We start from the raw sequence: 25,888 nt of genomic DNA on the forward strand, positions 1-25,888 counted from the left end.
AATCAATTCACATATCGATAACCGCGAGTTGTCGCGTGTCGTCACGCAATTTGTCGAGATCGGCAAGACCGTCGACATGAGCACGAGCCAACCCGCCGGGCAAGAACTCGGGGGCGTGCCCCGTCTCGACAAGCGCAATCTACCCACGGCGGCTCGCAGTCCGACGAAAGGCCCTGCAGATGACGGCAACTCACGTGGTAGACGAGCTTGGTCAGTTCGTTGTCGACGCCAGCGTCTCCGACATTCCCGCAGTGTCGCTGCAGATGCTCGAGCGCAATGTGCTCGACAGCGTCGCGTGCGCACTGGGAGCCCTCGACGGCGAGCTCATTCCCGCGATACGCGCGCAGGCCGAACAATTCAGCAGCCGGCCCACGACCACGTTTATCGGTGGAGGGCGCACCTCGGTTGACCAAGCAGCGTTTTTCAACGCCGTGCTGGTGCGCTATCCCGATCTACTCGACACCTATTTGACTCCCGGCGGGCTGTGTCATCCCGCCGACAATTTCGGCGCCGTCCTGGCGATGGCCGAACACGTCGAGGCCACCGGTGCGGACTTCTTGCTGGCGTTGGCACTCGCCTATGAGGTGCAATGCCGGTTCAGCGCGCAGGTTCCGCTCATGGCGCGCGGGCTCAACCATGCGCTTCAGTTGGCGATGTCTGTTGCGGCAGGGGCATCGAAACTGCTCGGGCTCGACGCGGACCGCACAGCGGCGGCCATCGCCGCGTCTACTGCTGACAACATCTCCCTGGCGGCGGTGCATACCGAACCCGTGTCGAACTGGAAGGGCATCTCGCCGGCCATTACCGGGATGCGCGCCGTTTATACAACGCTGTTGGCCGCGCGTGGGGTCACGGGCCCGAAAGCGCTGATCGATGGCCCCCTCGGCCTGGTCCAACTGCTTGACCAGCCTATCGACTTCCGCACCGTCGACCATTCACTGACCGCTGTCGAACAGACCTATCTCAAACAATATTGCTCGCTGATCCACGGCCAGGCCATCATCGACGCGATACTGGCCGTACGTGACGAGTACAACCTCAGCGGTGACGATGTCGCCCACGTGACACTCGAGGTCTTCCAAGGCGCATACGACTTCGCGGGCGGCGGTAGTTATGGCGACAAAGACCACCCCTGGACCAAGGAACAGGCCGACTACAACCTGAAGTACCTCGGCGCGGTGGCTCTTCTCGACGGGCAGGTCGGACCTGAGCAGCTCGAGACCGAGCGAGTCCGCCGCAGCGATGTCCAAGATCTGCTGACCCGCGTCGACGTGCGGCCGGCCGCAGACTTGACCGCGGCCTACCCGGAACGGACTTCGGCCCGAGTACACGTCGCCTTGCACGACGGGCGCGGGTTGGACCGTGAGCAATCCGACTTCGAAGGATCCCCGACGCGGCCGATGTCGTGGGAACGTGTCGTCGACAAGTTCCATTGGCTAGGTGAGCCGTTCGCCGATGACGGCCTCCGGGGGGACATCATCACTGCAGTCGAGCACCTGCAGGACATTCCGATCGCCGAGCTCACCAGGCTGCTCGGGGCAGTGAGTCCGGCGGCGCGACGCCCCCGCAGTCGACATCGGTTGTAGCGGTCGAGAAGCCATTCGGCCCCGACTTGCCCTGACCCATGGATCAGTGCCGACTGCTTTCGACTTCACGATTGCGGCTGGGGTTGCGGCGGAATGAAGCTGGTCCAAAATTCGTGTCGGACCTCGTCCCACAGCTTCGCCAGTTCTGGAAACAGTTCGCGAACCTGCGCCAGGTCGGGGAAGTGGTCCGGACCGAAGGAGACGACCGGCGTGGCGTCCCGTGCATAGTTGACGGCAATGACTGCGATGATGTGGTGGCGGATCAAGCGCCAAGTCACCCGCAGGCCGTCGACTTCGGTTCGACGCACATCATCCATGTCCCACACCCTGTTCTCGGCATCGACCGTTCGTTCCTTCGGCCACCAATGAGGGCCGACACAGGATGCCGGGCGTTGAATCGGTATCGGACTGTGCAGGTGACCGTTCGGTCACTGCCACAGCCTCCGCTAGATCGCCGACAACGGTGCGTGTCATGCGGTGTCCTTCCGAGATCCCCGACACGATTCAATTCCGCTCGTGACGCGGAGTCCAGGACGGTGCTCTTACCTTTGATCGGGCGGACTTTCCACTGCAGCCGACGAATTATCGCCGCTGACGAGCGCGTCGCGGTGCGGATCGTCGACCGGTGTCCAACATGAGCCGGGCGGCGGGACAGTCCAGCGGTTGTTGCGGGCGAGCGTGACCAGCGACTCGACGGCGTGCCGAACGCTCACGCGGTCGTCGTCGGCGCGGTGTAACAGTGACCACGTCCATAACGGAATCGGGTCGGCAACGGGACAGTGTCCCAGGGTCGGGGGTGTGACGGCAGTGTGGTGTTTGGGGCCCACTTGGATCGCGAATTCGGTGGCGAACCGATGCCATGACGACCAGGCCCATTCGTCGCTGTCGACCAGCACCGTGATGTCGGACGCGGACACCGGCTTGGTTGAACTCACACCGGGGTAGACCGCCCCGAGAGGTTGTGCGCGAACCAGATGCGCGCTGAGCCCGTGGGTATGGGCGGACCTCGCGCTGATCCAGGCCAGCGCGAGGTCGAGGCTGCCTTTGGCGACTCGGTCGGCCTGCACGTGAGATGGCAGGACCCATTCGTCGACTCGCAGAGCCACCGTGGGGCCGAGACAGGCGATAACGTTGTCAGGCAACCAACTGACGTAGCCCAGCCGTAGCGGTATCGCCTCAGCCGCTCGCTGTCGGACTCGTTGCCGCGCACCGTCCGTGAGGGCGAGAACCTGACGTGCGTCTTCGAGCAGTGATCGCCCGGCTTCGGTCAGTTGTACGCTGCGCCGGTCGCGGCGGAACAGTTGCACTCCGAGATCTCGTTCCAGGGCGATGATCTGCTGGGATAGCGCAGGGCCCGAAATGTACACCCGCTCAGCGGCGCGGCCGAAGTGGAGTTCCTCGGCTACAGCGACAAAATAGCGCAGTTGCCTCAGTTCCATCCATCGATCCTAGTGTCCGATCGCGGCTGACGCGGTCCCTGTGCTCACGCACCCGAGTCGCAGTGGCTGCGTGGTCAGCGCCGTCTTGCGCGGCACTGCCGCGGCTGCCGGCGAAGCGCAATCCGGGTCACAGAGCGCTCCGGGTGAGAGGCGACGCCGAACAGAGGTAGGAGATCGGTCGTGGCCTCCCTACGTGCGATGCGCTTGCCTGGTCGAGTGACGACACCCGAGACACACACAGCATCAGAGGCTGCCCGGCACCGCCTGGCGTTGGCCGCGATCTGCATCGGATTCCTCATGATCACCCTCGACGCGACGATCGTTAACGTCGCGTTGCCGACGATCCAGAACGCCATCGGCGGTAGCCTCGGTGCGCTGCAGTGGGTCGCCGACGCCTATACCGTGGCTCTGGCGGCGGTGCTGCTCACCGCTGGGACCGCCGCCGACCGCCGTGGGGCACGGCAGGTCTTCCTGGTCGGCCTCGTCGTGTTCGTGGTGGCGTCCACGATGTGTGCGTTAGCCACGAACATGACGATGCTCGTCGCCGCCAGGTTGTTGCAGGGGGTGGGCGCGGCCGGGCTGCTGCCGCCCTCGCTGACACTGATCGTGCACGAGTTCCCCGACCCCGAGCGACGTGCGCACGCACTCGGCATCTGGGGCGGGATGAGCGGTATCGGGCTCACCGCAGGCCCGGTGCTCGGTGGCCTCGCCGTCGCTACGATCGGCTGGCGGTCGATCTTCCTGGTCAACGTGCCAGTGGGGCTGGCCGCGATCGTGCTGACCGTGCGCACGGTGTCCGAAACACCACGACAGCCCGGTGCCCGCTTCGACTGGGCCGGTCAGTTACTCAGCATCGTCGCGCTGGGCACGCTCGCCGCCGGTCTGATCGAGGTCGGCCAACTCGGCTGGTCCCATCCGATGGTGGTGACACTGCTCGTGACCGCGCTGGTCGCCGCGGCTGTGTTCGTGCTCGCCGAACACCGGACCCAGGCGCCGATGCTGCCACTGCGGGTATTCGGCAACCATCGGTTCAGCATCGCCAATGGGATCGGCTTGCTGTTCAACTTCTGCCTCTACGGTTCGCTGCTGTGCATCCCGTTGTACCTGCAGCAGAGCCGACATCAGTCCGCGCTGGCGGCGGGCCTGCTGCTGGTGCCGATGACCGCGATCGTCGGGATCAACGCTTTCTGCGGCGGCAAGCTCACCGGAAGGGTCGGCGCGCGGATCCCGATGCTGCTCGGCGCGAGCGCCGGCGTCGTGGGGGCGGTGCTGCTGGCCTTCCTCGGTGACAACACATCGCTGGCGTGGTTCTTCGCCGGGTCGGCGGTGTTCGGGTTCATTTCGCTCGCCATGCCCTCGATGACTTCGGTGGCGATGCAGGCGCTGCCCGCGAGCCAGGCCGGGATGGCCAGTGGCGTATTGAACGCCGCTCGCCAAACCGGCAGCGCGCTCGGCATCGCGCTGCTCGGATCGCTGCTGTCCACCAGATCCGGAGGGGTCTCGATCCACCGGCCGTTCGCGGTCGTCGCGATCGCGTTCGGCGTGACCGCCGTGCTGGCTGTGCTCGCGACCGCCGACGTCCGTCGAGCAGGACAGTCCGGCCGCGCACCCGCACACCGTGAGCACCAGAAGTCATGACCGTCCCGGAGCCGGGAAGCAGGTGATTGCCCGACTGTTGCCCTGGTGCGACCCGAAGATCAGGCGGGAGCATGGACATCAGCAACCGATCCCGCTGGCCGACTTTACGAATTCGCCGATCGAGGAGGTGCCGACGATGGAGTTTCTGGTGACCATGACCACCCACGTGCCGGACGGCACGCCGAATGAAGAAGTCGAACGCGTTCGCGCTCGCGAAGCCGCCCGCTCTCGCGAACTTGCCGACGAGGGCCGACTGCTACGGCTGTGGCGCCCTCCGCTCCAGCCTGGCCAATGGCAAACGCTCGGGCTCTTCGCCGCCGAGGACGCGGAGCAGTTGGAGATGACGCTCGCCTCGATGCCGCTGCGCGTCTGGCGCACCGACGAGGTCACCCCCCTGTCCCCGCACCCGAACGATCCGGCGAACACCCGAACCTGATGCCCACCGCCGTCTCCCGGCACCTCGCCGAAATCGTCACCGGCTCCGACCAACTCTGATCATCCGATTCCAGAAATGAGCAATCTGCCATGAATTCGACACGAAAAGTCGCAATCGTCACCGGCGCGTCCCAGGGCATCGGGGCGGCACTGGTCCCCGCCTATCGCAAGCTCGGCTACGCCGTTGTCGCGACCGCCCGCTCCATCGGCCCGTCCAATGATTCCGAGGTACTTGCCGTGCCCGGCGATCTTTCCCGGCCGGGTACCGGCGCGCAGGTCGTCGAGCGTGCGCTGGCCCGGTTCGGCCGGATCGACACGCTGGTGAACAACGCCGGGATCTTCATCGGCAAGCCGTTCACCGACTACACCGACGCCGACTATGACGCCGTCACCGGAGTCAACCTGCGCGGCTTCTTCGACATCTCGCGCGGCACCGTCGCCGCGATGCTCGCCGCGGGCAGCGGGGGGCACGTGGTGAACATCTCCACCTCGCTGGTCGATCACGCCAACTCACAGGTGCCCTCGGCGCTGGCCTCGCTCACCAAGGGCGGACTGACCGCGGTGACCAAATCGCTGGCGATCGAGTATGCGGCCCGTGGTATCCGGGTCAATGCCGTGGCGCTGGGCACCATCCGCACGCCCATGCACTCGCCCGAAACGTACGACACCCTTGCCGCACTGCACCCGATCGGTCGGCTGGGTGAGATCGGCGACGTCGTCGAAGCGATCGTCTATCTCGAGCAGGCACGGTTCGTCACCGGGGAGATCCTGCACGTCGACGGCGGCCAGAGCGCGGGCCACTGAACTCGAGACAGAGGTGTCGATGAACAACACGGAGCACGGCATGACAAACAACAAGGCAGCCGACGACAAGATCCTGCGGGATGTACTGGACCGCTGGAAGTCCGCGGTCGATGCACATGAACCCCATCGCGTCGCCGACAATTTCACCAGGGACGCGATTTTTCAGGGACTGCACCCGTACACGGTCGGACGGCAGGGAATCGCTGATTACTACGATTCGCAGCCGCTCGGCATGACGGCCGTGTACCGAATTCTCGAACGTCGCCGCCTCGCCGACGACCTCGTCCTCGGCTACCTGAGCGTCGATTTCTCGTTCACCGACCGACCGACCCTCTCGGTGTACCTGTCGGTGCTGGTGACTCATTCGCCGAACGGTAGCCAGATCTGCCACTACCAGGTATCCAAACTCGACTGATCAGATGCGAGGGCGTTTCGGGGCAGGACCGACTGCGCCGAGTAGCCCGGCGAGCTCGGTGATCGGGAGGGTCGTAACCGCGACTGCTTGTTCAGCGAGCAGTGGGAACTCAGCTCAGTTGCTGATCCAACGCCTGGCCTGCCGGTGGCGGTGCGGTCCAGGTGTCGTTGAAGTCGAGCACAGCGACCTCTACTGTGGCGCCTGCGGCTGCGAGGTCGGCGGCGAGCTGGGCGGGCGCGGGATCGTTGGGCGGATAGTGCACCGGGATCACCGTGGTCACGCCGAGCCATCGGGTGGCCAGGGCCGCGTCGGCCGGCGGCAGTTCGACGACCTTCACCGCACCGACCCAGAGGCCGCCAATGCCCAGGATCGCGATCTGCGGCCGGTACAGCTGCCCCCAGGTCCGCAGATCCCCCGACAGCGACGTGTCCCCGCCACAGAAGATCCGCTGCCCGTCGGCGGTGGTGAGCAGAAAGCTCTGCGGCTGGTCGGTGAGGAATTGACCTTCGAGCGTCATGCTGGACTCGTGCCGGGCCGGCAGGGCCTTGATCGTGACGTCGCGGAAGTGGAACTCCACTCCGGACACCATCGGGCTCAGGCGCTGTAGGGGAATGCCGGCCTCCAGCGCGGCCCGAAACAGCGCGGTTCCGCAGACCACGGTGGCCTGCCCGGCCTCGGCGATCTGCAGGGCCTGGCCACGGTGGTCGTAGCCGGCATGGGTGACGGCGATGATGTCGGCTCGGGCGAGTTCGGCTGCACGGATTGGACTTTGCGGAAGTCCGGTGTGGAATCCTTCGGAGCCGGCCAGGTAGGGGTCGACCAGCACCCGGGTACCGCGCTGGGTGACAATCTCGCAGGCCGCCCATCCGATGCGTCGGATTGTCAGCGGTCGGTCGCCCGAGGCCGGGGGTGCGGCGGTGAGTTGCCGGGCGGTGAAGGCGGCTATCCGGTCGAGTGCGGCGTGTGCGGCTTCGGTTGGCAGCAGCGGGAATCCGTGCGGCATGCCTTCATATATCTCCAAACTCACTTCGACGCCGTCTGCGGCCGCCCGTTGTGCGAACCGGGTCGCGTCGTCGCGCAGCAGCTCCACCTCGCCGCACACAATCAGCAGCGGTGGCAGCCCGGCGCAATCCCCGGCCAGCGGGGACTGGGGCGCTGCGGCCGGGTTCGCGTCGCCCAGGTAGGCGTCGCGGGCTTGCCTTACCTCGGCCTCGGTGACCATGTCCTTGCCGCGGTTGGCGATCAGAGAGTCGCCGCTGAGGGTGAAGTCGGTGATCGGGGAGATCGCGGCAGCGCCCGCCGGTAGGGGGCGACCGGACTCGCGCAGGGCGAGCAGCGCTGAGAGCGCGAGGGTGGCTCCGGCCGAATGGCCGACGAGCACAACGCTTTTGGCTGGTATTCCCTGATCCAGCAGGGCTTGGTAGGCGGCGAGCACGTCATCCAGGGCGGCGGGGTACGGGTGCGTCGGGGCCAGCCGGTAGTCGACCAGCAGCACCGGCAGGGCGGTCGCCGCCGACAGCCGGCCGGCGAAGACACCGGCAGGCTCGCCGTACTGGAACCGGCGGGCATGCAAATACAGCACCGCGCCGGAGCTTGCGGTACCGGGCGCGGCGACCCACTCCCCCCGTGCAGAGTCCGTCCGAAAAGTCGTCGTCGCGAAATCGGACGAGAACACAGGCTCGCCGGGCGCGGGCTCACCGAGACGGTCCAGCAAGACCCGCCCCGAGTCACCACCGACCACATGTGCATCGGCCACGGCGTCGGCAACCACTTCGAGGTCACCGGCAGACACCGGATGGACAGTCGTGCGCATGTAACTCTCCCCTCAGACGTAACCGATTTTTGCCTTGATGCGCGCCCCGTTCGAATAAGTCGAGACGAATCGTCGGGCGATGGTCCGCACGCTGTCGGGGGTTGGCGATACGCCGCGCCGCATGCGAATCGGCTACGGGCGCATCTCGACGCGCGATCACCACCCGAAGCACAATACGACGCACTCACCGCAGCCGGCCGAGGTATCTGTCACCGGCTGTCGGTGTCCGAGCTGGTGGTTTGGCGTCGCCTGATCCCGGCTCGACCGAGCTGATCGGGGGCTCCAGGCGGCACACCGGAATTCGAAGCGCTTCGCCTGCCCTTGTGCTGAGGAGCTCGACGGCGATTGTCGGTGTCCGTAGTCACGAGCACCGATGTCCGGAGCTGTCTGCCCGAGGGACCGCGCGGGTGCTAGGTGGCCTGTGTTTGCTCGATGCAGCGTGCGCGGACCTCGGCTTCGAGTTTCTCCACGGTGCGGCCCCAGCCGCCCTCCCATTCGTCGGCGAGGCCGTAGAGCTGCCCCAGGGGAAGCGCGTGGACTTCGTAGTCGTAGTCGGCATGGACGACGATCTGCTCGACTTGTTGGGCGACCCATAGTGCGCCGGCCTGCCCGGTCAGGTGCAGTTCGGCGATCAGGCGGAAGGCTTCACTCGCTGCGGCCGAGAGCGTCATGGGCAGTTCGACACCGGCCTCGGCCAAGACCGCTGGCAGCAAGTCGCGCACCGCATAGGGTTCGCGCCCGTTCAGACCCGCCAGTTCCCGTAGCGCTGGGCCGTCATGGCCGTCCGCGAGCCATTGCGCGGCCCACCAGGGGACGCGTTCGGAGGGTGTGATGCCGAGTACGAGCCAGGCTGCGACGGTGCCCGGCGCCGGAGTCCGGCTTTCGTAGTGGTCGAAATGGCGGTTCATCGGTGATCCTCTGCTCATGCCGCGGCAAGGAACATGATGGGCTGCCCTTCAGTTATGGCGTCGTCGCACCCGCCTGATCCTGCCGGTCGTGGACTCGGAGAACGACTTCGAATGGGGAGTGTGGATTTCGCTGCGATCGCGGATCAGCTCGGGTTGGCTGCGCCAGAGTTGCTGTCGCACAGTGTGGTTCATCTCTGGATCAGTGACGATGGCGGTCAACTCGGCCCATGCGACAACGTCCTGAACGGACGGATCGGCGGGTGGCAGCGGCAGTGCGAGTCGTTCCGCTCGTCGTGCTCGGGGAGCTGTCCGGACTGCCCGCAGCGATGCACGCCGCCGTGCCAGGGATCTGAATTCGACATCGAGCCGGGCACTTTCGGTGGCGATGGTCTGGTCGATCGACTGTTGTCCGTGCAGAATCTCGGTGATCGGTCCGAGCCCGAGGGCGGGCAACAGCCGGACCAGCAGCAGTTGTTCGGTGGCGCGGTCGGCATCGATCGGTCCGAGACTGCCGAACAGGGCACTGTTGACCGACACTGCTTCGAAAGTAGCGAGTTGGCGGATATTCGAGGGTGGCGAGACTGCATAGACTCTCCGCCATGCCAAACCGACTGTCATCATATGAAACCCCCGCTGTGCGGCGCGTTCTCGTGACCCTCGCCTTCAGCGCCGCGTTGGGTGCACTGAGCTGTACCACCGCTGCCGCACAGCAGATTTCGCTGGAACCGGCCACCACTGCCCCTGCACCGATCGCCACTACCCCCGACACCGGCAGCGCCAGCGGATCGGCGAGTTTTCTCTGCCAGTTGACAAACCTGTCGGGCACCCCGACCGAACATTGCTGATGTTTTCGGCTTGCACTACCTGCGGGTGACGCTCCCAGAGGCGATCTGCAGGACTGCGTACGGTTTCCGACCCGCCTCACCACCCATATGAACGGACCGCGACGGTGATCGGGTCACGACTCCACAACCGCCGACGGAAGTGAGCCGACCGAACGATCGCTCCCCGCAACACGCGCTCATCGGCTAGTAGTGTGCGTTCTGCCGGTCGAGATGATCTCGGCCCGTTGATCTCTTAGAGGGCATCTGAGAACCCGGGAGCTGGTCGGCGTGTGGTGCCCGATATAACCGCTTGCCGGAGTGGGCAGGTCGGCTCATCATTCAGCACGTGGCTGGTTCTGATTATGTTCGCTTCATCGATTCGCCGGCTGCGCGGCGGATCAGCCTGATCGTCTGGGTCGGCGGCTCGGTGGCTTTGCTGGCCGCCAGCGTTCTCTACGTACTCACTCTGATGCGCTCGATGGCACCGCCGCATGATGTATTCGTACCGATTATTGTGCTGGTGTTTCCGCTGTTCTTCTGGTCGTTTTTCGTGACGACCAGGTACACCGGGCTCGGACGGCGCCCACTCGGCGAGCTTCCGATGGCCTGGCGAGCACTTACCGCTGTCGTTCCGCGTCCGGCGGCTGTCGCGCTCATAACGATCATCCTCGCCGGAGCGTTGCTGGCGTTCATCACGCAGAACCTCGACTCGCCAGCCGGACAGCCGCAGTACGACAGTGCCCACAACACCTACGGACTCAACATCCACGGCACTGTAGAGGTCATCGATCACGACGCCTATCTCACCGCGGTCGCCCAGGAGAACCGCTTGTTTTTGGCGACGTGCATGGTGTTCCTGCCGGTCGCGGTACTCGGTGCGCTCTATCACTGGCTCCGCACCCGGTCCACCCCTGCGATCGACAACACCGCCTTCGGCACTTCCTGACCAGGCACTCGAGAACTCAGGTGGCTGGCCCGCTGCCGCGTGCAAGTCGACGGGTGAGGGTGTGGATGGCGGCGATGTAGACCATGGCCTCGTGATGGCTGGGGCGGGTCTCGTAGTCACAGACCAGACGCCGGTGTCTGACGAGCCACCCGAAACTTCGCTCGACGACCCAGCGGCGGGGCAGGACTTCGAATCCGGTGGTGGTGTCGCTGCGTTTGATGATCTGGATCGTGAGTGCCAGAACGGATTTCGCCCAGTCGACGAGTCGTCCGGTGTAGCCGCCATCAGCGAACACGAGCGTGATGGTGGTGAAGCGGGCGCGCAACGCAGTCAGCAGCCGGTGCGCGGCGTCGCGGTCCTGGATCGAGGCGGCGGTCACCACGACCGCAGAAGATCGCATCGCATACCAGCCGCCGGGGCCATTTCTCCGGTCGACCCCGGCGACCTGCGATGTTGCCCGGTGGCGGCAGCAGCGGTTCGAGCAACGCCCACTCGGGGTCGGTCAGCGACGAGGACGGGTAGAACGGGCACTTCGGCGACCCGCGGTGAGCCAGGCACGACAAACACGAGCAGGTAAGCGACACTGGCACAGGGACTCTCGGATTGCGGCGACTTGGTGTGGGAACCTCAGTCGTACCGGGGAGTCCCTCTACATACCTGGCATCACACGCCGACCGGCTACCGAGTTCTCAGATGCCCTCTTACACGGGCCGCGTTGGCCTGTTCGAAACGCGCGCCTCGATATGGCAGGACGTCCGGCGATCAGCTCAGACACCATGGCCGGCCTGTGACCCGGCCTGAGCTTCGCGCATATTTGCAGGGGCCGATAACTCCCAGTGCAACAAGACATTACGTGTGACTGCCCGCTGGCCGCCCACCGGATTGGGTGCAGACATCCAGGGTGGCGGTTCACGAAGATCGGGGCGAGTGAATCGTCCTGGCCGTCGAATAAGCCGGAGTCTGGTTCAGTCCTGACCGAACAGCGGCAACTGGCGGTCCGGGGCGGGGTTTCTTCCGAGACGACGTAGACACCGCGCGCAGGTCACCTGCGCTCGGGTCGGTTCCAAGGCGTCAGGCGACCACCCGGCCACGCCGGTCCGGCACAGCAGCTCGGGCACCTGCTCCCCACCGACCCACCCGCCCAGGCTTACCGCGTGGACGGTGCGCCCGGCCCGCACCACCGCGTGCACACCGGGGTCACCGAACCGCGAGCGCGCGGACGCGGCCAGTGGCGCGATATCGGTCATGAATTCGGACGATACGGGCCGCCACCGACACATTCCGGGGCTCAGCGGATCGCCGACGGTGGGCGATGAGCCCTTATTCGCCGTACAGCACCTCACCACCGAACTGCCCAAGTAACTGCCGAACTGCCCAAGTAGCTCTGTCTCGTCGCCCGAGCGCTCGCAGTCATCCCGCGTCGCCGTCACCTCGGCGATGACGGCGAGCTCGAACGCATGCCGCTCGCTCAGCGGCTGGAGCGGCTACAGCGGTTGTTCGGCCCTGGCTCTTGGTGGCGTGACCAGGGTGAGGCGACCGGTGGCGATGTCGTAGCTGTAGCCCGAGACTCGAATACGGCCCGAGGCGGTCGGCGAGTGCAGGATCTTGTCGACGTCGATGGGAACTGTGGTGGCCGGATCGGTGACCGCGGTGGCCCGCAGGGGCGTCTGCTGGAAGCCGCGCTGGATGAAGCCGCGGCTCAGCTTGTCGTCAGCCATCAGGGCCGAGCCACAGTCGGTGTGGTGGATGACGGCCATTTCGAACCAATCGGCGCCGGGCGTCACGGTCTCGTGCAGGTAGCTGATCCAGGCGAGATCGTCGAGGAACGACTGGTTTGCCCGCCCGCCGACGGTGCGCGCCACGATCGCGTCGCCGAGTCGCAGACCGAGGATGGCGGCGGGGTCGACACGAGGATCGATGCAGGTCAAGATATAAACCTGCTTGTTGGGAAGGAACGGGATTTCCGGCAGGTGGTCCCTGAAGTCGGTTGCCGCGAAACGCTTGTTGTTCTCGAGTAGCTCGTCGAAGTTGGTCACATACCCAATCTCGCAGTTCGGTGGGGTCGTGATCGTGCGGATCCGGCCAGCTGTCGTCAGAGTTACGCCACCAGCACTCTCAAGCCGGTGTGCGGTCCGGGATACGGCGATGGGTTCGGCGGTATTCGGTGGGTGTCGTGCCAAGTGTGCGCGCCATGTGCAAGCGCAGGTTGCCTGCGGTGCCCAGCCCGCAACGCTCGGCGATGTGGTCCATTGGCAGGTCGGTTGTCTCGAGGAGCCGTTGCGCTTGCAGCACTCGTTGGCCGGACAGCCAGCGCATCGGTGTCATGCGGGTTCGTTCGCGGAATCGGCGCGAGAACGTGCGTGTGGGCATACCCGCGTGCCGGGCCAGGTGGGTCAGCGACAGGGGCTGGTGCATCCGCTGGATCGCCCATTCGAGCGTTCGAGCAAGGTGGTCGGCGTCCTCGCGCGCATCCCGTCGGGGGGCTTGGGCATGATCGCCGGACCGGTGGGTGGCTACGACCATGCGGCGGGCCACCGAGTCTGCGAGGGCTGCCCCGAAGTCCGAGCGGACGAGGTGGATGTAGAAGTCGATGCTCGCGGATTGGCCCGCGCCGGTCAGGATGCTCCCACCGTCGACGAACAGTACCTGCGCGTCGAGCCACACGCTCGGGTAACGTCGGCGGAACTCGTCGGCTTCGCGCCAGTGTGTGGTTGCTCTGCGGCCGTCGAGCAGACCGGCCGCGGCGAGCGCGAACGTACCCAGACACACCGAAACCAGGCGTGCGCCACGGTCGTACGCCGACCGCAGCGCGGCGCGCACGACGGCGTCCGGTTCGACGGTCGGGTAGAAACCGGGCACGATCACCGTATCGGCCGTTGACACCGCATCGAGGCCTGCTCCTGCGTCGATGGTGAACCCTGTCGAGGTCGGGACAGGGCCCGGTCGCAACCCGCACACAGTGAACGAGTAATGCTCGGCTTCATCGCGGAATCCGAAAATCTGAGCGGCGGTCGAGAGATCGAAAGCCACAACTCCCGGCAACGCCAGCGCGACGACCACGTGCGGGCGCCGGTGCGACCACGTCATCGGGCCACCTGGTCTGACAACATCGCGCCCCTTCTGCGATACGCGGGCCCCGACATTGCACGGTTGTGGCACCGATGCGACCCAGCTCGACGCCGGGACTCACGTGGCCCGGCCCGCACCATTATGCGCCTGCGGCGAGCGTCGTCGGATCGCTGCCTGGAGATGGTCAGCCCAACCCCGCGCGGGGATCCATTCCCTATCCACGGCAACGGGTCTGGGAGCCAGTGTCAGATGCAGCGGCCATTCTGAGCGGCTTGTTCGAGAACGTACGCCGGGTGCTGCCGCTGCCACCGAGGACGAGCAGATCAGTTACGAGGGTTGCTTCGTGGTCGGTTCGGGGTTCACGCGGCGGTCGTGCGGTCGGCGATGGTGGCGGCGAGTTCGCGGGCACGGTGGTGGGCGCTGGCCATGGAGGCTTCGTGCTTCGGCAGCAGAGCGGCCAGTGCCGGGGCGTGGGGCACCATGGTCAGTTCGGGGATCACGGTGGTGAGGGCGAGGCCGAGCATGTCCTCGCGACCGAGCACGGCTTCGAGGGTGGGCACGACGTAGTCCAGGCCGTGCTTTGGTGCGCCGGGGCCGTAGCCGCCGCCGCGCGCCGAGATCACCACGGCGGGACGACCGGCAGACGGCGCGGGGGCCTCGTGGCTCATGGTGCGGCCGAAGACCATGATCTGGTCCAGCCATGCTTTGAACACCGAGGGCATTGTCAGGTTGTACATCGGCACCGACAGACTGGTGACCTCGCTTCCCGGCCTGCGGCCCACGGCGCGCGGTACCCGTTCGTATGGCCACCCCGGAACGCAAGAACCCCAGGTGTCGGAATACCTGGGGTTCCAGCGATTTCGTGTTGCCTCCGGCACTCAGGCCCGGTCGAACTCCCCGCCCTGTGCCTCTGCCTGCCGCCGCCTCCGCCCGGTATGCCTTGTGGCACAGTGAAGTTCGTTCGGCGATCAGCACTGCTGCTCGGCGTCCGGTTCCAGAGGACGTGTTGTGGCGAATACGGCTCAGGCGACGGTTCACACGTCGCGGGTGTAGAAGCCGGGGCGGTCGGGGACGAGGTTCCAGCCGGTGATCCGACGCGGATGGATGCGTATGAAATGCCTGCTCAGGTGACCGTCGTCATCAAGAGCGTCGCTCGAGACGGTCTCAGCGCGCCCGCGAATCTCCAGGAATCGCACGCCCTCGGCCCCGTCTCCGAAGACGTCGTCGACGACGAAGGCGACGTCGGGATTGATTGTGACGTTGCGGAACTTCGCCGATTTCTCCATGTTCATCCCATAGACGTCGATGGTGCCGAGTTCGGCGTTGTAGTCGAACCCGACGGGCTTGTTCTGCGGAGCGCCGTTGGGCGCTACCGTGGCCAGCCGTGCGAGCGGTTGCGTGCGCAGGTATGTCTCTTCGATGTCGGTCAGCGTCATACCTCCATCATGGAAGCTCAACCATTCTCGAGGTCAAGGGACGAGCGACCTGGTACTGGGGATCTCCCGATCGTGTGCGCGATCCGGAACCGATCAGTGCCATGTCCGACGAGCATTCGAGGCACACGGCGCGTCCGCGCGGCCCGCCGCGCTGGAACTCGAACGCCGCGTTGAGGTTGGGGACCCGCCGCACCTGCCACCGCACCGCCTCGTGACCATATTTCGTTGCAGCGGTGTCGGTCTCGCGTGCAGTTCATCGAGGGCGACCGAGGTGAATCCGGTGCCGATATTGCCGATGTCGGCTCACCGGGAGGTCCATCGCGCCGCGCCTGCTCCGGCGAGCTGATCCGCTGCGACGTCACGTCCGGTGAGCACCAGCAGCAAGGCAGTCACGGATCCTTCGATGACCAGCCCGTCGCCGACGGCCCAGTCGGTGTCGGTTGCCTCGAGACGGTAGCCGTCGAATTTCTCGGGCGCGTGGAACGGGGCGCCCGTGCGCCAGATTCGGTCCAGCGCCGACCGCGCGGCCGCAACCGGCACGGTGTGCGCGATTCCGAGGGGTACCGCGATGTCCTGGCCGTGCACGAGCAGATCCATCAGCCGGTCGGTCGGTGTCGTGCCGATCGGCGCGACCCGGGCGCCGATACTCTCGCGCAGCTCGGCGAGGAGCTGGGCGCTGGTGCGGGCGTCCGCGTGGCGGATGGCCGTGTCGCGGATCGCGCGGTCGAGGCTGCCGCGGGCGCGTGCCAGATTGAGCAGTAGCCATCCGATCCTGGGCCGGGCGGACAACACCAGGTGCGCGACAACGTCGCGCACCCGCCAGCCGTCGCACAAGGAGGCGTGGTCCCACTCGGTCTCGGGCAGGGCCTCGAGCATTTCGGCCAGGCCGGCGCGTTCGGTGTCCACCGCCTGCCAGATCTGTTCGGTGCTCATCGATGTCGGTCCGGTCATTCGCGTGACTCCTTTTCCCGATGGGTGTTTCAGTAGGGTAGGAATTCCAGTCGGGTGGAGGTTCCAGGCATTGTGACCGATATCACACTTCGTAAGGAGCTGGTCGGCATCGGGGAATTGTCCCGGCTGATCGGTGTGCCGGTGCGCACGATTCGCTTCTACTGCGACGAAGGGCTCGTTCAACCCCACCGCAGCTCCGGCGGGCACCGCCTGTTCGATCCGGCTGCGGTGGATCGGCTGCGGCTGGTGCGCCGGTTGCGCGCGCTCGGGCTCGGTCTGGCCGCGATCACCGCTGTCCTGGACGGCACGATGTCGATCACCGAGGCCGTAGCCGCCGAACAGTCGGCACTCGACACCGAATTGGGTGCACTGGTGTGGCGGCGAGCGATACTGGCCGCCGCTCAGGATGTGCCGCCGAGCGCGCGAGCCACGCGGCTGGACCTGCTCGCAACGGTTGGCGATCCACACGGCGCTCACGACGGTCTCGTCACCTTCTGGCAACGGCTGCTGGCCCCCGCATCGGCGAGCGTCTTCGAGGGGTTCGTCGTGATGAACGTCCCGGTCCCACCGGCCGACCCGACCCCCGAGCAGGTGGTCGCCTACGCCGAGCTCGTCGGAACCGCGGCCGATCCCGCACTGGCAGAGGCGATCTCGCGCCAGCTGTGGCGATCGGATCCCGCGAGCATCCGTCACCCGCGAGAACTTCTGGCCGGAATCTCCGAAGCCTGCGCCATGGTGGAACCCCTGCTCAGTGCGCGCGTTCCACCGCGTCCAGGACCCGAACTGGACTGTTTCCTCGATGCCCACGCCACCGCCCGGCACGAACTCGACACCCCCCGCTTCCGGCAGCACATCCTCTGTGGCGCTGACGATTTCGACCCTCGCATCCACCGGTACTGGGAACTCACCGGCGAGATCACCGCAACGACCACCGCCGGCACCGCCCTACAGTGGCTGCGACAAGCCCTGGGGCAGTCTCGAGCATCCGAACGGACCGACCGCGAGCCCTGACCACGAGACCGCACAGCCGCTCCAGCGGTGTTTCCGGGTCAGGCCCTGGCCGGTCGTCAGTGCGAAGCACCGGTGCACGGCGTGGTCAGTGCGAGTCCGGCCCGGGGATGCGGACCCCGGCGGAGCGCAACTTGGTCTCGACCAGCGCGAGTGCCCGAGCGGCGGCCGATCCCTGCTGTTCGCCGTGGTGCGCGATCAGGTGGTAGCGCGTCCCGGCCTCGGTGCGGGCTTGCATGCCGGTCACGATTTTCAGCTGTGCGGGGTTGGCGAGGTAATGCTCTGCCATGGCGGTGGCGAGTTCGTCGATGCGCGGGTCGTCCGGCTGCCAGGCCGCGGCCTCGGCGGCGCCTCGGATCAAGGCGACGTAGCGGGGGTCGTCCAAGGCGTGCTCGAGGTGCGTGAGGTAGTCCTCGAAGCCTTCCGGGACCAGGGCTTTGGCCAACACCCAGCCCTCCCTGGTGGCCGCCACCTCGTCGGCGGGGAAGCCGAGGCCGGGCATCCGCTCCAGCAGCGCCACCGCGCGGTCGCCCAGCAGCGCGCGGTCACCATCGGCGAGCTTGTGCAGCGTGTCGCGCCGCGCGATCAACTCCTCGATCCGCGCGGTGAGCTGCCGGTCGACGTCGGCGACTGCGGCGGCGAACGAGGTGGTGTCGGCGTCGAGCATCGGCCCGACCTCGGCCAGCGGCACCCCGGCGGCGGCCAGCGTCCGGACTCGCACCAGCCGCAAGAGCTCGGCCGATCCATACCGCCGGAAACCGGAGCTGTCACGTTCGGGCTCGGCGACCAGACCGAGCTTGTGATAGTGCCGCACCGTCTTCACCGTGACGCCGACGAATGCCGCCGCCTGCCCGATCGTCACTCCGTTCCGCACCTACCCAGCCTTCCTCACGAACTTTCCGCGAACCGTGGACACGCCGCCGGGTGTTCAGCCCACCGGTCGAGCCGGATCCGCCTGCCCGACGCAGAACACCTCGTCGACGAGCCTGCGCTGAGCGTTCCGGAACGCTGTTGCGATCGAAAGGTCGGCGTCGTCGACACAGTTCAGCGCGGCAGTCAGGGTCTTGCTGCCATCGGGCGTGCTGTACATCAGCGCCGCGTAACCCGCGGCGGCGCCGTTGTGGCAGATGACGGTGCCGCCACCCTCCGTGGTCAGCACGAAAACTCCCAGGCCGTAATCCATATCCGGGATGCCCGTCGGATGCGGAGTGCACATCTCGGCCAGCAGCGGCGCGGGCAGGAGCTTGCCGCCCAACAGCGCGGAGATGAACCCGGCCAGGTCCGCGGTGGTCGAGATCATGTCACCACCGGTGCAGACCCAGGAGGGATTCTGCCGGGTGATGTCGATCGTCTGCTGCCGATCGTCGTCCGCGTAGCGGTAGTAGGCGTGGGCGTGCGGCTCGGGGATCTCCGGTGAGGCGTCCGGCAGCACGGTGCCCGACAGACCGAGCGGCCCGATGATCCTGAGCCGCATCTCCTCGGCCAGCGAGCGGCCGGTGACCTTCTCGATCAACAGCCGGGCCAGCACATAGTTGGTGTTCGAATAGCTCCAGCCCGTTCCCGGCTCGAACCGCGCAGGCTCGGACAGCGCCACCTCCACCAACTCCTCGGGACGGTAGGTGTGGAACCGGTTGTCCAGCCACTGCCTGCCCGTGGCGCCGTACGGGACGGGGATCGCATGCACGATCGTCCCGTCCGCATCGACCTCACCGGTGAAGTTGAAGACTCCGCTGGTGTGCTGCAACAACATTCGCACCGTGATCCGCCGGTCCAACCCGAACTCGGGCAGATGATCGGTCACGGGGGCGTCCAGCGCGATCCTGCCCTCGGCCACCAATTGCAGTACCAGGGTCGCGGTGAAGGTTTTCGTGTTGCTGCTGATCCGGACGTGCCCGTCGGTCGGCGGCTGCTCGGCACCACCCAACTCGGCCACCCCGGCGCTGCCGACCCATTCGCCGTGGTCGTCGCGCACACGCAACGTCACGCCGAGGAAACCGGAATCGACGATCTCCTCGATCGTCCGCAGAAGGCGTTCGTCTTGCTCGGAATGGGAGACGGACATGGCGATGTGCTCCTTGAAACTGTTGTGCCCCGTCGGCGTCGTGCCGCTCGCGACGAGCCTGCACCCTGCCCCCGGGTCAACTTCAACAGTGACCTGGCACACAACCATGTTCCGTCCGGTCCGGCAGCGACCTGCTACAACACGTCGGTGATGTCGACGCCGTTCCTGGTCAGACCCACTTCACCGCCGCGTTCGGTGATCGCGCCGAGTACGGGCTCGATGGCTCCGATGAGTTGGCCGAACGCGGGTGCGAACTCTTCGGTCATGGCTGCGGGCACGGTGAAACGGAGTACGTATTCGGTGGACTGCTCTGCATCGACCGGATCAGGGGACGTGCTCATGGTGCGTCCTCTCGTTCACGAACGGCGGATGTTGCATCGACAGACGGGTATAGCCGGATCGACCCCGAGTCGAAACCTCCGGCTCCGCAAAATCCCGCCACGCCGGCCGCCCGGCCGCGACATCTTGTCCCGAAACACGAAGTCGAGTTTCACGACGCGAGCCGCGGGAAGGTCGTCGGTGTGGGAAGGAGAAAGCCGTGACCGATCCTCGAGAGACTTACGATCCTCCGCAGAATACCGGCGCACCGGATGCCGTGGAGGCCGATCCGGCCGCTCCGAACAGCGCCGTTGCCGCGCCGCAACCGGGCCGCACCAGCGCCGGACCGCGGTCACCGGAGCAGAGCCGGCAACCTCGCCTCACGCCGGTGGCTCCCCGCCGCGACGACTCCCGGCGTTGGCGCAGACACCACGCCGGTGAAGGTATCGAGGACACCTACAACGTCCCCGGCATCATCCTGTGCGGACTCGCGTTGGTCGCGCTCGCGCTCACACTCACCGCGGCGGGATACGGTTTCGCCGGCTGGGCCGTGATCTGCGCGGTCATCTGCGCAGTCTGCGGCATCGCCGGAGTGACTTGGCTACTTCTGGAACGACGCCGCACCAATCGGCGAATCCCGTCGGTTCCCGAGCGGCAGGGCCACTGATCGCCCGACGCCTCAGGCGACCTCGACCGGATGGTGAATATCGTTGTCCGAGACGATCTTGCGGGTCGGTCCGGTGCCCAGGGCGGTGGCGCGGGCGTCGATGGCGGGGGTTTCGTCGCCGCGGATGGCGCGTTCGCAGCGGCGGGCCAGATCGTGCCGGTCGTCGCCGGCGGATTCGGCGGGCAGCAGGGTGATCTCGGCGACCACGCCGCGGGCATGCAGGACCCGGCCGACCGAGTCCAGGAAGGTGTCCACGCCGACGAAACCGGGCACGGTGGACAGCTCACCCGTGCGGTCGAGGTACCGCACCCGGATCGGCTGTACGGCGGTGCCGGTGTCCACCGCGGCCTGGAACAGCGCCGGGCGCATCCGGCCGTGTGCGCGACCACACCAGGTGGTGCCCTCGGGGAACATCGCGACGCGCTCACCCGCGGACAGCCGCGCGGCGATCGCGTCGATCACCTCCGGCAGCGCCCGCAACCGTTCCCGCTCGATCGGGATCACCCGCATCAGCCGCGCGAGCCCGCCGAGCACCGGCCAATCGATCAGATCCGCCCGAGCCACGAACCCCATCGGCTGCACCGCGGCCAGCGCAATCACATCGGTCCAACCGACGTGCCCCGCAACGTTCAGCAGCGCTTTATCCTCGCCCTCCGCGTTCGCCGAGCCGGAGTTCACACCGCGCTCGTCGACGACCCGCAATCCGATTCCGCAGCAACGCAATACGGCTCGGGCGTAACCACGATGCAGTCCCTTGCGGCGGCTGCGCGGAGTGACCAGGTTGACGACCGGGAAGGTGAACAGCAAGCCGAACGCACCCAGTACCCGACCGGCGACGCGCAGCGACCCGACCTCGGCCTCGGTCTCGACGCAACTCGGCACGCAGGGGCTCGACGGCATCCAGGAGTGCACGGCCTCGGCGGGCGGGCACGATAACGCTGCTGAACCCGGAGAAACGAACGCGGGCATCGACATTCACCGTCCATCCATGACCGAGGCCGCCGACTGTAAGCGCTCCAGATACCGGCGGTTGATGGTGTCCAGGCCGAGCAGGACGACGAAGTCCGCGACGGCGAAATCAGGATCGTGCGCAGGCTGACCGCAGATATCCGCGCCCAGGCGCAGATATCCGCGCAACAGCGGCGGAAGTTTCGGCCGCGCGGGCGGTTCCAGCTCGTCCAGGGTGCGGCCGTCGACCACGACCGGGTTCAGCGGGCGCGCCCACCGCGCCGGATCGCCACCGTGCTTGGCCAGCACCATGTCTCGCACGCCGCGCACATTGGCACCGATCGGATCGCCGGGCGCGTCCTGCATGGGCACCGACGCGCAGCCCATCACCCAGTCGTAACCGGTGAGCTGGATGTAGTGCAGGATGCCCGCCCACATCAGCGTCACCACCGAGCCGTTGCGGTGGTCGGGCACCACGCACGCCCGGCCCATCTCCACGATGCGGTGACCTTCGGGATCCATTGCGCTGAGGTCGAATTCGGTGGCGGTGTAGTAGCCGCCCGCGGCGGCGACCTTGTCCGGCGGCAGCATCCGATAGCAGCCGACGAACTGATCGGTCAGCTCGTCGCGCACGAGCAGGTGGTCGCAGTGGTCGTCGAACGAGTCCGCGTCCAGGCCGTCGGCCCGCTCAGGAATGCGGAATCCGGGTTCCCCGGCGAAGACCTGATAGCGCAACCGCTGTGCGGCGATGCGGTGCTCGGCGTCGGAGGACACCACCAGCGAGTACTGTGGGCGGCCGTCCCCGGCGGCCGCGCTGCGCACCGGCGCGGGCGAAACCGCGGCGGGTGCGGACTCGAGTGAGAGCAGGGCGGGATCTGACACTGCCTTTATCGCCATGATCCGATGAAGCCAGCCCGAATCGGCCCTGAAGCATCCGCCGAGTGTCGCCCCGATGCCAGTCCGGTGAACGAGACGAGCATCACACCCGACGTTCACCGCGAGGTCGTGTCCAGTTCGCCCAGATTGCGAAGTGCGCCGCTACTCGAAACGAATCCGTCACTTCCGCAGGCGTTTCAACTCTCGATCGTATCCGCGAAGCCGGGCTCGCCGATCCGCCGGGTGTTGCTCCGGAGAATCTCCGTGACGCGCTCCACCCAGTCCGCGATCGCCGCCCACTCCTTCGCGCTGTACCGACCCGTCAGCCCGGCCATGTCCTGCCCGAAGGGCACGAACACGGCAGTGAGCAACGCGTCGACACGAGCGTTCGGGATCAGCTCGACCAGCACCTTGCGCCGATCCCCCGGATCGCGCGTGCGGCGCGCGTACCCGGCCTTCTCCAGGCGATCGACCAGTCCGGTCACCGCCCCGGTGGTCAACCCGGTCCGTTCGGCGATCACCCCGGCGCTGACCGGTCCCAGGACCGACAGCGTATCCATACATTTGCGCTCGGATGCGCTGAGCCCCAGCAGTTTTCCGGTCGCCTCGTGAAAGTTCACCATGGCGGCCGCGAACTCGCGGCCCGGCAGCGTGTTCTCCTCCGGCACTTGCGTCATGTCCCGAGTATATCTTAGCCTCTAATTATCTCGTCAACTAAGATACTTTCCAGATGAGACGATCCGAAGGGGGACCCGATCCATGTCCGAACCCGACAAACGCACCAAGGCGATCCGGCTGGCGGCCGCAGTGGCAAACCTCGCCGCGGACATGCTGCTGCCGACGCTGATCTACCTGGCGCTCGCACCGACCGGACTGTCCGCGGCACTGCGCCTGACCGTCGGCGGAATTCTGTTGGGCGCCAAGGCGGTCGGCGGCCGAATCGAGACCGGCGAGTTCCGGTGGCGATTCGCGCTGCTCGCCACGGTCGTCCCCCTGATCGCCGTCTTCGGCGCACACCTGGCGGGTGCCGGCGACCGGATATCGATGCTCGCGGGCGCGATCGTGGCCGCCGTGATCGTCCTGGCCGATCTGGCGCGCACCCGGCTGGGCAGGACGGCGGACGACGCGCCACGACCACCGATCGACACGATCGCGATCATCGTGCTGGCCGAGGTCGCGACGAGCGTCGTGCTCACCTCGATCAGCGGTGACGCCCGATTCGTCCTGGCCCGCGGTTCGTTCTACCTCGTCGTCTTCGGGGTGATCGTGCTGGCCTCGACCTGGACCGACCGGCCGATGATGCAAGTTGCACTCAAACCCGTTGCCACACAAGGTGATCCACTGCGCACTGCGGCATACGACCGGCTCTGGGCGAGTTCGAGGCGATTCCGCGCGATCTACCGGACGGTCAACGGCTCGCTGGGAATGGTTCTGCTGGCCGACGCGGCCCTGCGAATCGTCGTGATCTACAGCTTCTCATCCGGGCAGATCGCGCAATCCGGACTCGTCTCCCAGCTGCCGTTCGTGGTGCTGATCGCCGCGTGGTTCCTGATCAATCGAGGGCTGCTGGTTCCGCGCGCCCGGCGCATGTTGGACGCGGAATGTGATGTGGCTCAGGGCACGGAAAAGAAACTGTTCCCACCGGCCGGCGATTCTTATACTCGGATGTCGTCGGCCGTCCGGCCGACCGGGTAAAAAAGGGACAAATACGAAATGAAACGTGTTTTCGCCGGTACCGCAGTAACTCTCGCTCTCGTAGCGGGCGGCAGCACCGTCGCCGCGACCACCGCGAGCGCACAGACGTTGTCGGCTCCGATCGCCAGCACCGGGTCCGCCAATGGGGCGGGGACGACCGGCATCCTGCAGACGCTGCTCGCGGGCAAGGTCGGCTGCATGCTGGGTGGCCTGTTCGGGACCAAGCTGCCCAACTGCTGATCTGCCCGATAAACGCTCGGGTACATCATGATTCGCGCCCGTCCGGCACAGTCGGGCGGGCGCGACGGTCATCGGCGGAAGCGTGAGGCTCACCAACGCCGCACGGTCGCCTGCGAATGCGAGCGGATCGCCTCGGACTCCTCCTCGGGCACGTAAACCGATTGCACCGCAACACGTCCCGGCCCGACCAGCCGCAACCAGATACTGCGATAACTGAAACTGCGCCACCAGCCCAGACCGCGAGTGTGCGGATATTCCAGGTGCAGATGCGCGGTCACCGACAGGTCCCGATACAGCAGCGCAGAAGGTTTGACCAACAGACTCTGCCCCGGCGCGAGATCCCGGATGAAGGTATTGCCCGGCGCGTGCAACAACAGCAGACCGGGACCGGACTGCGCGCTGAAGATATCGCCGAACATACCCAGCGGATAGTGCGTCTTGCGATCATCGCCGCTGCCGGTGACGAACCAGACGTTGTTGTTGGACCAGTCGTAGGAGATATTGCCGCTGGCCGCGAGGAATCGATGCTCACGCACCCACATCTGCTGATTGTGCGCCAGTGGCAGCACCACGATGTCACCGGCGTGCGTACCGGACAGCGCGATGTGGCCAGGCCCGCGGCCGGTCATCATGATCAGCGGCAGCCCGCCCATCATCCGCCGCCACGCGCCCTTGAGGCTCATCCGGTCCAGCTGCGCGGCCGGATCGACCCAGAGCAGATTGTGATGCGAGAAGTAGATCCAATCACCCTGTGCCAGAGCGAAATCCGCGGCCGGAACCAGCGTTCCCTCGATCTGGCAACGGGATTGGCCGAACTGGATGCGGGTCATATCGCGGATCGCGGGCTGCTTGGTCCAGCCCGACGCACTGACCGCAGCCCGGATATCCACCGGCGCACCGCAATTCGGGCAGGTGCTGGCGTTCGGATCGCTCGCCTGACGACAGAACAGGCAGGTGTAGGCGTTCATCTCGGCCTACCCCGACCGGTGGTGGACGTACATCGACTGGATGCCGACCCGGCCCGGTCCGGTCATCTCGGCCAGATACATCCGGCCGAACAAACCGACCTTGATGTTCTGCGGCACCGCCTGCATCTGCACGGTCGCGTCCTTGTAGAGGAATCCGCCCGGCTCGACCAGGATCTTCTCCCCCGGACGCAGATTCCGCTCGAAGACGTTGCCGTACCCGTGCAACATCAGCAGCCCCGGATAGCCCTGGGTGATGAAGCGGTCCATGTACATGCCGTTGCCGCCGTGCAGGATATTGGCCAGGCCCTTGATCCGCACGAACGAATAATTGATGCTGCCCGAGGCGAGCAGGAACGCGTGCTCGCGCACATCGAGTTCCATCCCCGGATGCATCGGCAGCACCACCAGCTCGCCCGGCGAATCCCGGGAGAACGCGATGCGCCCCGGTCCCTGGGACACGGTGACGACGTGCGGCATACCGGCCAGCGACCGTTTCACCCCGCCGCCGGTGTTGAGCGCGAAGATCGGGACGGCCTCGTCCTTCCACAACATCACGTGATGCTCGTAGTAGACCTGATCCCCTGGCCCGAGCGCGATCTCGGCCACCGGCACCAGCTCACCCTCGACCTGGCAGACGCTGTTGCCGAACCGGAATTCGGTCATGTCCCGCAGCCGCGGGGCCTCCCGCCAGCCCGAATCGCTGACCTTGTTCGCCTCGTCCAGCGGCGCACCGCAACTGGGGCAGGTATGCCCCGTACCGGGCGGCGTCTGCACCCCGCACCAGTCGCACTGCAGCTTGTCCACAGCCGAATCCTCCCCGTGCGCAACCGGTCCGCGACCGT

The 25,888-nt window shown here is 66.4% G+C and carries 29 protein-coding genes and 2 pseudogenes; 11 read left to right on the forward strand and 20 right to left on the reverse strand.

Going from position 1 to position 25,888, the window contains the following annotated elements:
* Positions 1-179 precede the first annotated feature (179 nt).
* Positions 180-1,586, forward strand: a complete 1,407-nt coding sequence (locus K7711_RS07890) for an MmgE/PrpD family protein (protein ID WP_222966122.1) — start codon at positions 180-182, stop codon at positions 1,584-1,586.
* 65 nt (positions 1,587-1,651) lie between these two features.
* Here the strand turns inward: K7711_RS07890 and K7711_RS07895 are convergent, their stop codons facing one another.
* Together K7711_RS07895 and K7711_RS48850 are read right to left on the reverse strand one after the other, a co-directional pair.
* A complete protein-coding gene (locus tag K7711_RS07895; protein ID WP_222966124.1) occupies positions 1,652-1,903 on the reverse strand; it encodes a hypothetical protein in 252 nt (83 codons plus the stop codon).
* Positions 1,904-2,128: 225 nt separating this feature from the next.
* On the reverse strand, positions 2,129-3,025 hold the full coding sequence (locus K7711_RS48850) for a LysR family transcriptional regulator (RefSeq protein WP_222966125.1): 897 nt from the start codon (positions 3,023-3,025) through the stop codon (positions 2,129-2,131).
* A gap of 216 nt (positions 3,026-3,241) precedes the next feature.
* Between K7711_RS48850 and K7711_RS07905 the strand changes: the two genes are divergently transcribed.
* From K7711_RS07905 to K7711_RS07920, 4 genes and pseudogenes are all read left to right on the forward strand, one after another.
* Positions 3,242-4,663 (forward strand): DHA2 family efflux MFS transporter permease subunit, encoded by a 1,422-nt coding sequence (locus K7711_RS07905; RefSeq protein ID WP_222966127.1) that lies wholly within the window; start codon positions 3,242-3,244, stop codon positions 4,661-4,663.
* Between the two features lie 136 nt (positions 4,664-4,799).
* A pseudogene (locus K7711_RS07910) lies at positions 4,800-5,081 on the forward strand (muconolactone Delta-isomerase family protein); the annotation flags it as partial.
* Between the two features lie 107 nt (positions 5,082-5,188).
* A complete protein-coding gene (locus tag K7711_RS07915) occupies positions 5,189-5,902 on the forward strand; it encodes an SDR family NAD(P)-dependent oxidoreductase (RefSeq protein ID WP_222966129.1) in 714 nt (237 codons plus the stop codon).
* 40 nt (positions 5,903-5,942) lie between these two features.
* The gene (locus tag K7711_RS07920) at positions 5,943-6,317 is read left to right on the forward strand and encodes a nuclear transport factor 2 family protein (RefSeq protein WP_222966131.1); all 375 of its coding nucleotides are present in this window, start codon (positions 5,943-5,945) and stop codon (positions 6,315-6,317) included.
* A 109-nt stretch (positions 6,318-6,426) separates the two neighbouring features.
* On the opposite strand, the gene K7711_RS07925 is transcribed toward K7711_RS07920, so the two are convergent.
* From K7711_RS07925 to K7711_RS07935, 3 genes are all read right to left on the reverse strand, one after another.
* Complete coding sequence (locus tag K7711_RS07925) at positions 6,427-8,130, reverse strand: alpha/beta hydrolase fold domain-containing protein (protein WP_222966133.1); 1,704 nt, start codon at positions 8,128-8,130, stop codon at positions 6,427-6,429.
* Between the two features lie 410 nt (positions 8,131-8,540).
* Entirely contained in the window at positions 8,541-9,038 is a 498-nt protein-coding gene (locus K7711_RS07930) for a hypothetical protein (protein WP_222966135.1), read from the reverse strand.
* Between the two features lie 48 nt (positions 9,039-9,086).
* Positions 9,087-9,575 (reverse strand): hypothetical protein, encoded by a 489-nt coding sequence (locus tag K7711_RS07935; RefSeq protein WP_222966137.1) that lies wholly within the window; start codon positions 9,573-9,575, stop codon positions 9,087-9,089.
* A gap of 113 nt (positions 9,576-9,688) precedes the next feature.
* On the opposite strand from K7711_RS07935, the gene K7711_RS07940 reads away from it, so the two are divergent.
* Together K7711_RS07940 and K7711_RS07945 are read left to right on the forward strand one after the other, a co-directional pair.
* Positions 9,689-9,883: a hypothetical protein gene (locus K7711_RS07940; RefSeq protein WP_222966139.1), complete on the forward strand. Its 195-nt coding sequence runs from the start codon at positions 9,689-9,691 to the stop codon at positions 9,881-9,883.
* Between the two features lie 289 nt (positions 9,884-10,172).
* Entirely contained in the window at positions 10,173-10,808 is a 636-nt protein-coding gene (locus K7711_RS07945; RefSeq protein WP_222966141.1) for a hypothetical protein, read from the forward strand.
* 16 nt (positions 10,809-10,824) lie between these two features.
* Here the strand turns inward: K7711_RS07945 and K7711_RS07950 are convergent.
* From K7711_RS07950 to K7711_RS07980, 7 genes and pseudogenes are all read right to left on the reverse strand, one after another.
* Positions 10,825-11,211 (reverse strand): annotated as a pseudogene (locus K7711_RS07950) (transposase); the annotation flags it as partial.
* A gap of 562 nt (positions 11,212-11,773) precedes the next feature.
* Entirely contained in the window at positions 11,774-12,055 is a 282-nt protein-coding gene (locus K7711_RS07955) for a hypothetical protein (RefSeq protein ID WP_222966143.1), read from the reverse strand.
* A 237-nt stretch (positions 12,056-12,292) separates the two neighbouring features.
* Positions 12,293-12,844: a carbonic anhydrase gene (locus tag K7711_RS07960; RefSeq protein WP_222966145.1), complete on the reverse strand. Its 552-nt coding sequence runs from the start codon at positions 12,842-12,844 to the stop codon at positions 12,293-12,295.
* Positions 12,845-12,923: 79 nt separating this feature from the next.
* Positions 12,924-13,895 carry a GlxA family transcriptional regulator gene (locus K7711_RS07965; RefSeq protein WP_222966147.1) on the reverse strand — a complete coding sequence of 324 codons (972 nt, stop codon included), beginning with the start codon at positions 13,893-13,895 and terminating at the stop codon, positions 12,924-12,926.
* A 341-nt stretch (positions 13,896-14,236) separates the two neighbouring features.
* Positions 14,237-14,614, reverse strand: a complete 378-nt coding sequence (locus K7711_RS07970; RefSeq protein ID WP_222966149.1) for an NAD(P)H-dependent oxidoreductase — start codon at positions 14,612-14,614, stop codon at positions 14,237-14,239.
* A 297-nt stretch (positions 14,615-14,911) separates the two neighbouring features.
* Complete coding sequence (locus K7711_RS07975; RefSeq protein WP_222966151.1) at positions 14,912-15,313, reverse strand: PPOX class F420-dependent oxidoreductase; 402 nt, start codon at positions 15,311-15,313, stop codon at positions 14,912-14,914.
* 303 nt (positions 15,314-15,616) lie between these two features.
* Positions 15,617-16,264: a maleylpyruvate isomerase family mycothiol-dependent enzyme gene (locus K7711_RS07980; protein ID WP_222966153.1), complete on the reverse strand. Its 648-nt coding sequence runs from the start codon at positions 16,262-16,264 to the stop codon at positions 15,617-15,619.
* A 72-nt stretch (positions 16,265-16,336) separates the two neighbouring features.
* Between K7711_RS07980 and K7711_RS07985 the strand changes: the two genes are divergently transcribed.
* Positions 16,337-17,275, forward strand: a complete 939-nt coding sequence (locus K7711_RS07985) for a MerR family transcriptional regulator (RefSeq protein WP_222966155.1) — start codon at positions 16,337-16,339, stop codon at positions 17,273-17,275.
* Positions 17,276-17,360: 85 nt separating this feature from the next.
* On the opposite strand, the gene K7711_RS07990 is transcribed toward K7711_RS07985, so the two are convergent.
* The 3 genes from K7711_RS07990 to K7711_RS08000 all read right to left on the reverse strand — a co-directional run bounded on the left by K7711_RS07990 (position 17,361) and on the right by K7711_RS08000 (position 19,675).
* A complete protein-coding gene (locus K7711_RS07990) occupies positions 17,361-18,134 on the reverse strand; it encodes a MerR family transcriptional regulator (protein WP_308014534.1) in 774 nt (257 codons plus the stop codon).
* A gap of 66 nt (positions 18,135-18,200) precedes the next feature.
* The gene (locus tag K7711_RS07995; protein WP_222966159.1) at positions 18,201-19,334 is read right to left on the reverse strand and encodes a serine hydrolase domain-containing protein; all 1,134 of its coding nucleotides are present in this window, start codon (positions 19,332-19,334) and stop codon (positions 18,201-18,203) included.
* A gap of 134 nt (positions 19,335-19,468) precedes the next feature.
* A complete protein-coding gene (locus tag K7711_RS08000) occupies positions 19,469-19,675 on the reverse strand; it encodes a hypothetical protein (protein WP_222966162.1) in 207 nt (68 codons plus the stop codon).
* Positions 19,676-19,872: 197 nt separating this feature from the next.
* Here K7711_RS08000 and K7711_RS48855 point away from each other — a divergent pair, with 197 nt between their 5' ends.
* Positions 19,873-20,319, forward strand: coding sequence for a hypothetical protein (locus K7711_RS48855; RefSeq protein WP_308014535.1), 447 nt, complete (start codon positions 19,873-19,875; stop codon positions 20,317-20,319).
* A gap of 12 nt (positions 20,320-20,331) precedes the next feature.
* Here K7711_RS48855 and K7711_RS08010 read toward each other — a convergent pair whose 3' ends face one another.
* The 3 genes from K7711_RS08010 to K7711_RS08020 all read right to left on the reverse strand — a co-directional run bounded on the left by K7711_RS08010 (position 20,332) and on the right by K7711_RS08020 (position 22,820).
* Positions 20,332-21,201, reverse strand: coding sequence for a lysophospholipid acyltransferase family protein (locus K7711_RS08010; protein WP_308014536.1), 870 nt, complete (start codon positions 21,199-21,201; stop codon positions 20,332-20,334).
* Between the two features lie 93 nt (positions 21,202-21,294).
* Complete coding sequence (locus K7711_RS08015) at positions 21,295-22,149, reverse strand: GNAT family N-acetyltransferase (protein WP_372460106.1); 855 nt, start codon at positions 22,147-22,149, stop codon at positions 21,295-21,297.
* Positions 22,150-22,340: 191 nt separating this feature from the next.
* Positions 22,341-22,820, reverse strand: a complete 480-nt coding sequence (locus tag K7711_RS08020) for a MarR family winged helix-turn-helix transcriptional regulator (protein ID WP_222966166.1) — start codon at positions 22,818-22,820, stop codon at positions 22,341-22,343.
* An 82-nt stretch (positions 22,821-22,902) separates the two neighbouring features.
* Here K7711_RS08020 and K7711_RS08025 point away from each other — a divergent pair, with 82 nt between their 5' ends.
* Together K7711_RS08025 and K7711_RS08030 are read left to right on the forward strand one after the other, a co-directional pair.
* On the forward strand, positions 22,903-23,838 hold the full coding sequence (locus K7711_RS08025) for a VC0807 family protein (RefSeq protein WP_222966168.1): 936 nt from the start codon (positions 22,903-22,905) through the stop codon (positions 23,836-23,838).
* Between the two features lie 18 nt (positions 23,839-23,856).
* Positions 23,857-24,078 carry a hypothetical protein gene (locus K7711_RS08030; RefSeq protein WP_222966170.1) on the forward strand — a complete coding sequence of 74 codons (222 nt, stop codon included), beginning with the start codon at positions 23,857-23,859 and terminating at the stop codon, positions 24,076-24,078.
* Between the two features lie 89 nt (positions 24,079-24,167).
* Here the strand turns inward: K7711_RS08030 and K7711_RS08035 are convergent, their stop codons facing one another.
* Positions 24,168-25,046 (reverse strand): AIM24 family protein, encoded by an 879-nt coding sequence (locus tag K7711_RS08035; RefSeq protein WP_222966172.1) that lies wholly within the window; start codon positions 25,044-25,046, stop codon positions 24,168-24,170.
* 6 nt (positions 25,047-25,052) lie between these two features.
* The gene (locus K7711_RS08040; RefSeq protein ID WP_222966174.1) at positions 25,053-25,850 is read right to left on the reverse strand and encodes an AIM24 family protein; all 798 of its coding nucleotides are present in this window, start codon (positions 25,848-25,850) and stop codon (positions 25,053-25,055) included.
* Positions 25,851-25,888: the final 38 nt, after the last annotated feature.

Origin of the sequence: Nocardia coffeae (assembly GCF_019890715.1) — a bacterium.
In the GTDB taxonomy this organism is placed as follows: Bacteria; Actinomycetota; Actinomycetes; order Mycobacteriales; family Mycobacteriaceae; genus Nocardia; species Nocardia jiangxiensis.

Excerpts from the sequence above, each read along its gene's own strand:
- K7711_RS07920 (WP_222966131.1), top strand. The coding sequence starts at position 5,943 with ATGACAAACAACAAGGCAGCCGACGACAAGATCCTGCGGGATGTACTG.
- K7711_RS07930 (WP_222966135.1), bottom strand. The coding sequence starts at position 9,038 with ATGAACCGCCATTTCGACCACTACGAAAGCCGGACTCCGGCGCCGGGC.
- K7711_RS07915 (WP_222966129.1), top strand. The coding sequence starts at position 5,189 with ATGAATTCGACACGAAAAGTCGCAATCGTCACCGGCGCGTCCCAGGGC.
- K7711_RS08035 (WP_222966172.1), bottom strand. The coding sequence starts at position 25,046 with ATGAACGCCTACACCTGCCTGTTCTGTCGTCAGGCGAGCGATCCGAAC.
- K7711_RS07995 (WP_222966159.1), bottom strand. The coding sequence starts at position 19,334 with ATGTCCGTCTCCCATTCCGAGCAAGACGAACGCCTTCTGCGGACGATC.
- K7711_RS07975 (WP_222966151.1), bottom strand. The coding sequence starts at position 15,313 with ATGACGCTGACCGACATCGAAGAGACATACCTGCGCACGCAACCGCTC.
- K7711_RS07965 (WP_222966147.1), bottom strand. The coding sequence starts at position 13,895 with ATGACGTGGTCGCACCGGCGCCCGCACGTGGTCGTCGCGCTGGCGTTG.
- K7711_RS07895 (WP_222966124.1), bottom strand. The coding sequence starts at position 1,903 with ATGGATGATGTGCGTCGAACCGAAGTCGACGGCCTGCGGGTGACTTGG.
- K7711_RS07925 (WP_222966133.1), bottom strand. The coding sequence starts at position 8,130 with ATGCGCACGACTGTCCATCCGGTGTCTGCCGGTGACCTCGAAGTGGTT.
- K7711_RS07890 (WP_222966122.1), top strand. The coding sequence starts at position 180 with ATGACGGCAACTCACGTGGTAGACGAGCTTGGTCAGTTCGTTGTCGAC.
- K7711_RS07970 (WP_222966149.1), bottom strand. The coding sequence starts at position 14,614 with ATGTACAACCTGACAATGCCCTCGGTGTTCAAAGCATGGCTGGACCAG.
- K7711_RS48850 (WP_222966125.1), bottom strand. The coding sequence starts at position 3,025 with ATGGAACTGAGGCAACTGCGCTATTTTGTCGCTGTAGCCGAGGAACTC.
- K7711_RS08030 (WP_222966170.1), top strand. The coding sequence starts at position 23,857 with ATGAAACGTGTTTTCGCCGGTACCGCAGTAACTCTCGCTCTCGTAGCG.
- K7711_RS07980 (WP_222966153.1), bottom strand. The coding sequence starts at position 16,264 with ATGACCGGACCGACATCGATGAGCACCGAACAGATCTGGCAGGCGGTG.
- K7711_RS08020 (WP_222966166.1), bottom strand. The coding sequence starts at position 22,820 with ATGACGCAAGTGCCGGAGGAGAACACGCTGCCGGGCCGCGAGTTCGCG.
- K7711_RS07955 (WP_222966143.1), bottom strand. The coding sequence starts at position 12,055 with ATGACCGATATCGCGCCACTGGCCGCGTCCGCGCGCTCGCGGTTCGGT.
- K7711_RS08000 (WP_222966162.1), bottom strand. The coding sequence starts at position 19,675 with ATGAGCACGTCCCCTGATCCGGTCGATGCAGAGCAGTCCACCGAATAC.
- K7711_RS08025 (WP_222966168.1), top strand. The coding sequence starts at position 22,903 with ATGTCCGAACCCGACAAACGCACCAAGGCGATCCGGCTGGCGGCCGCA.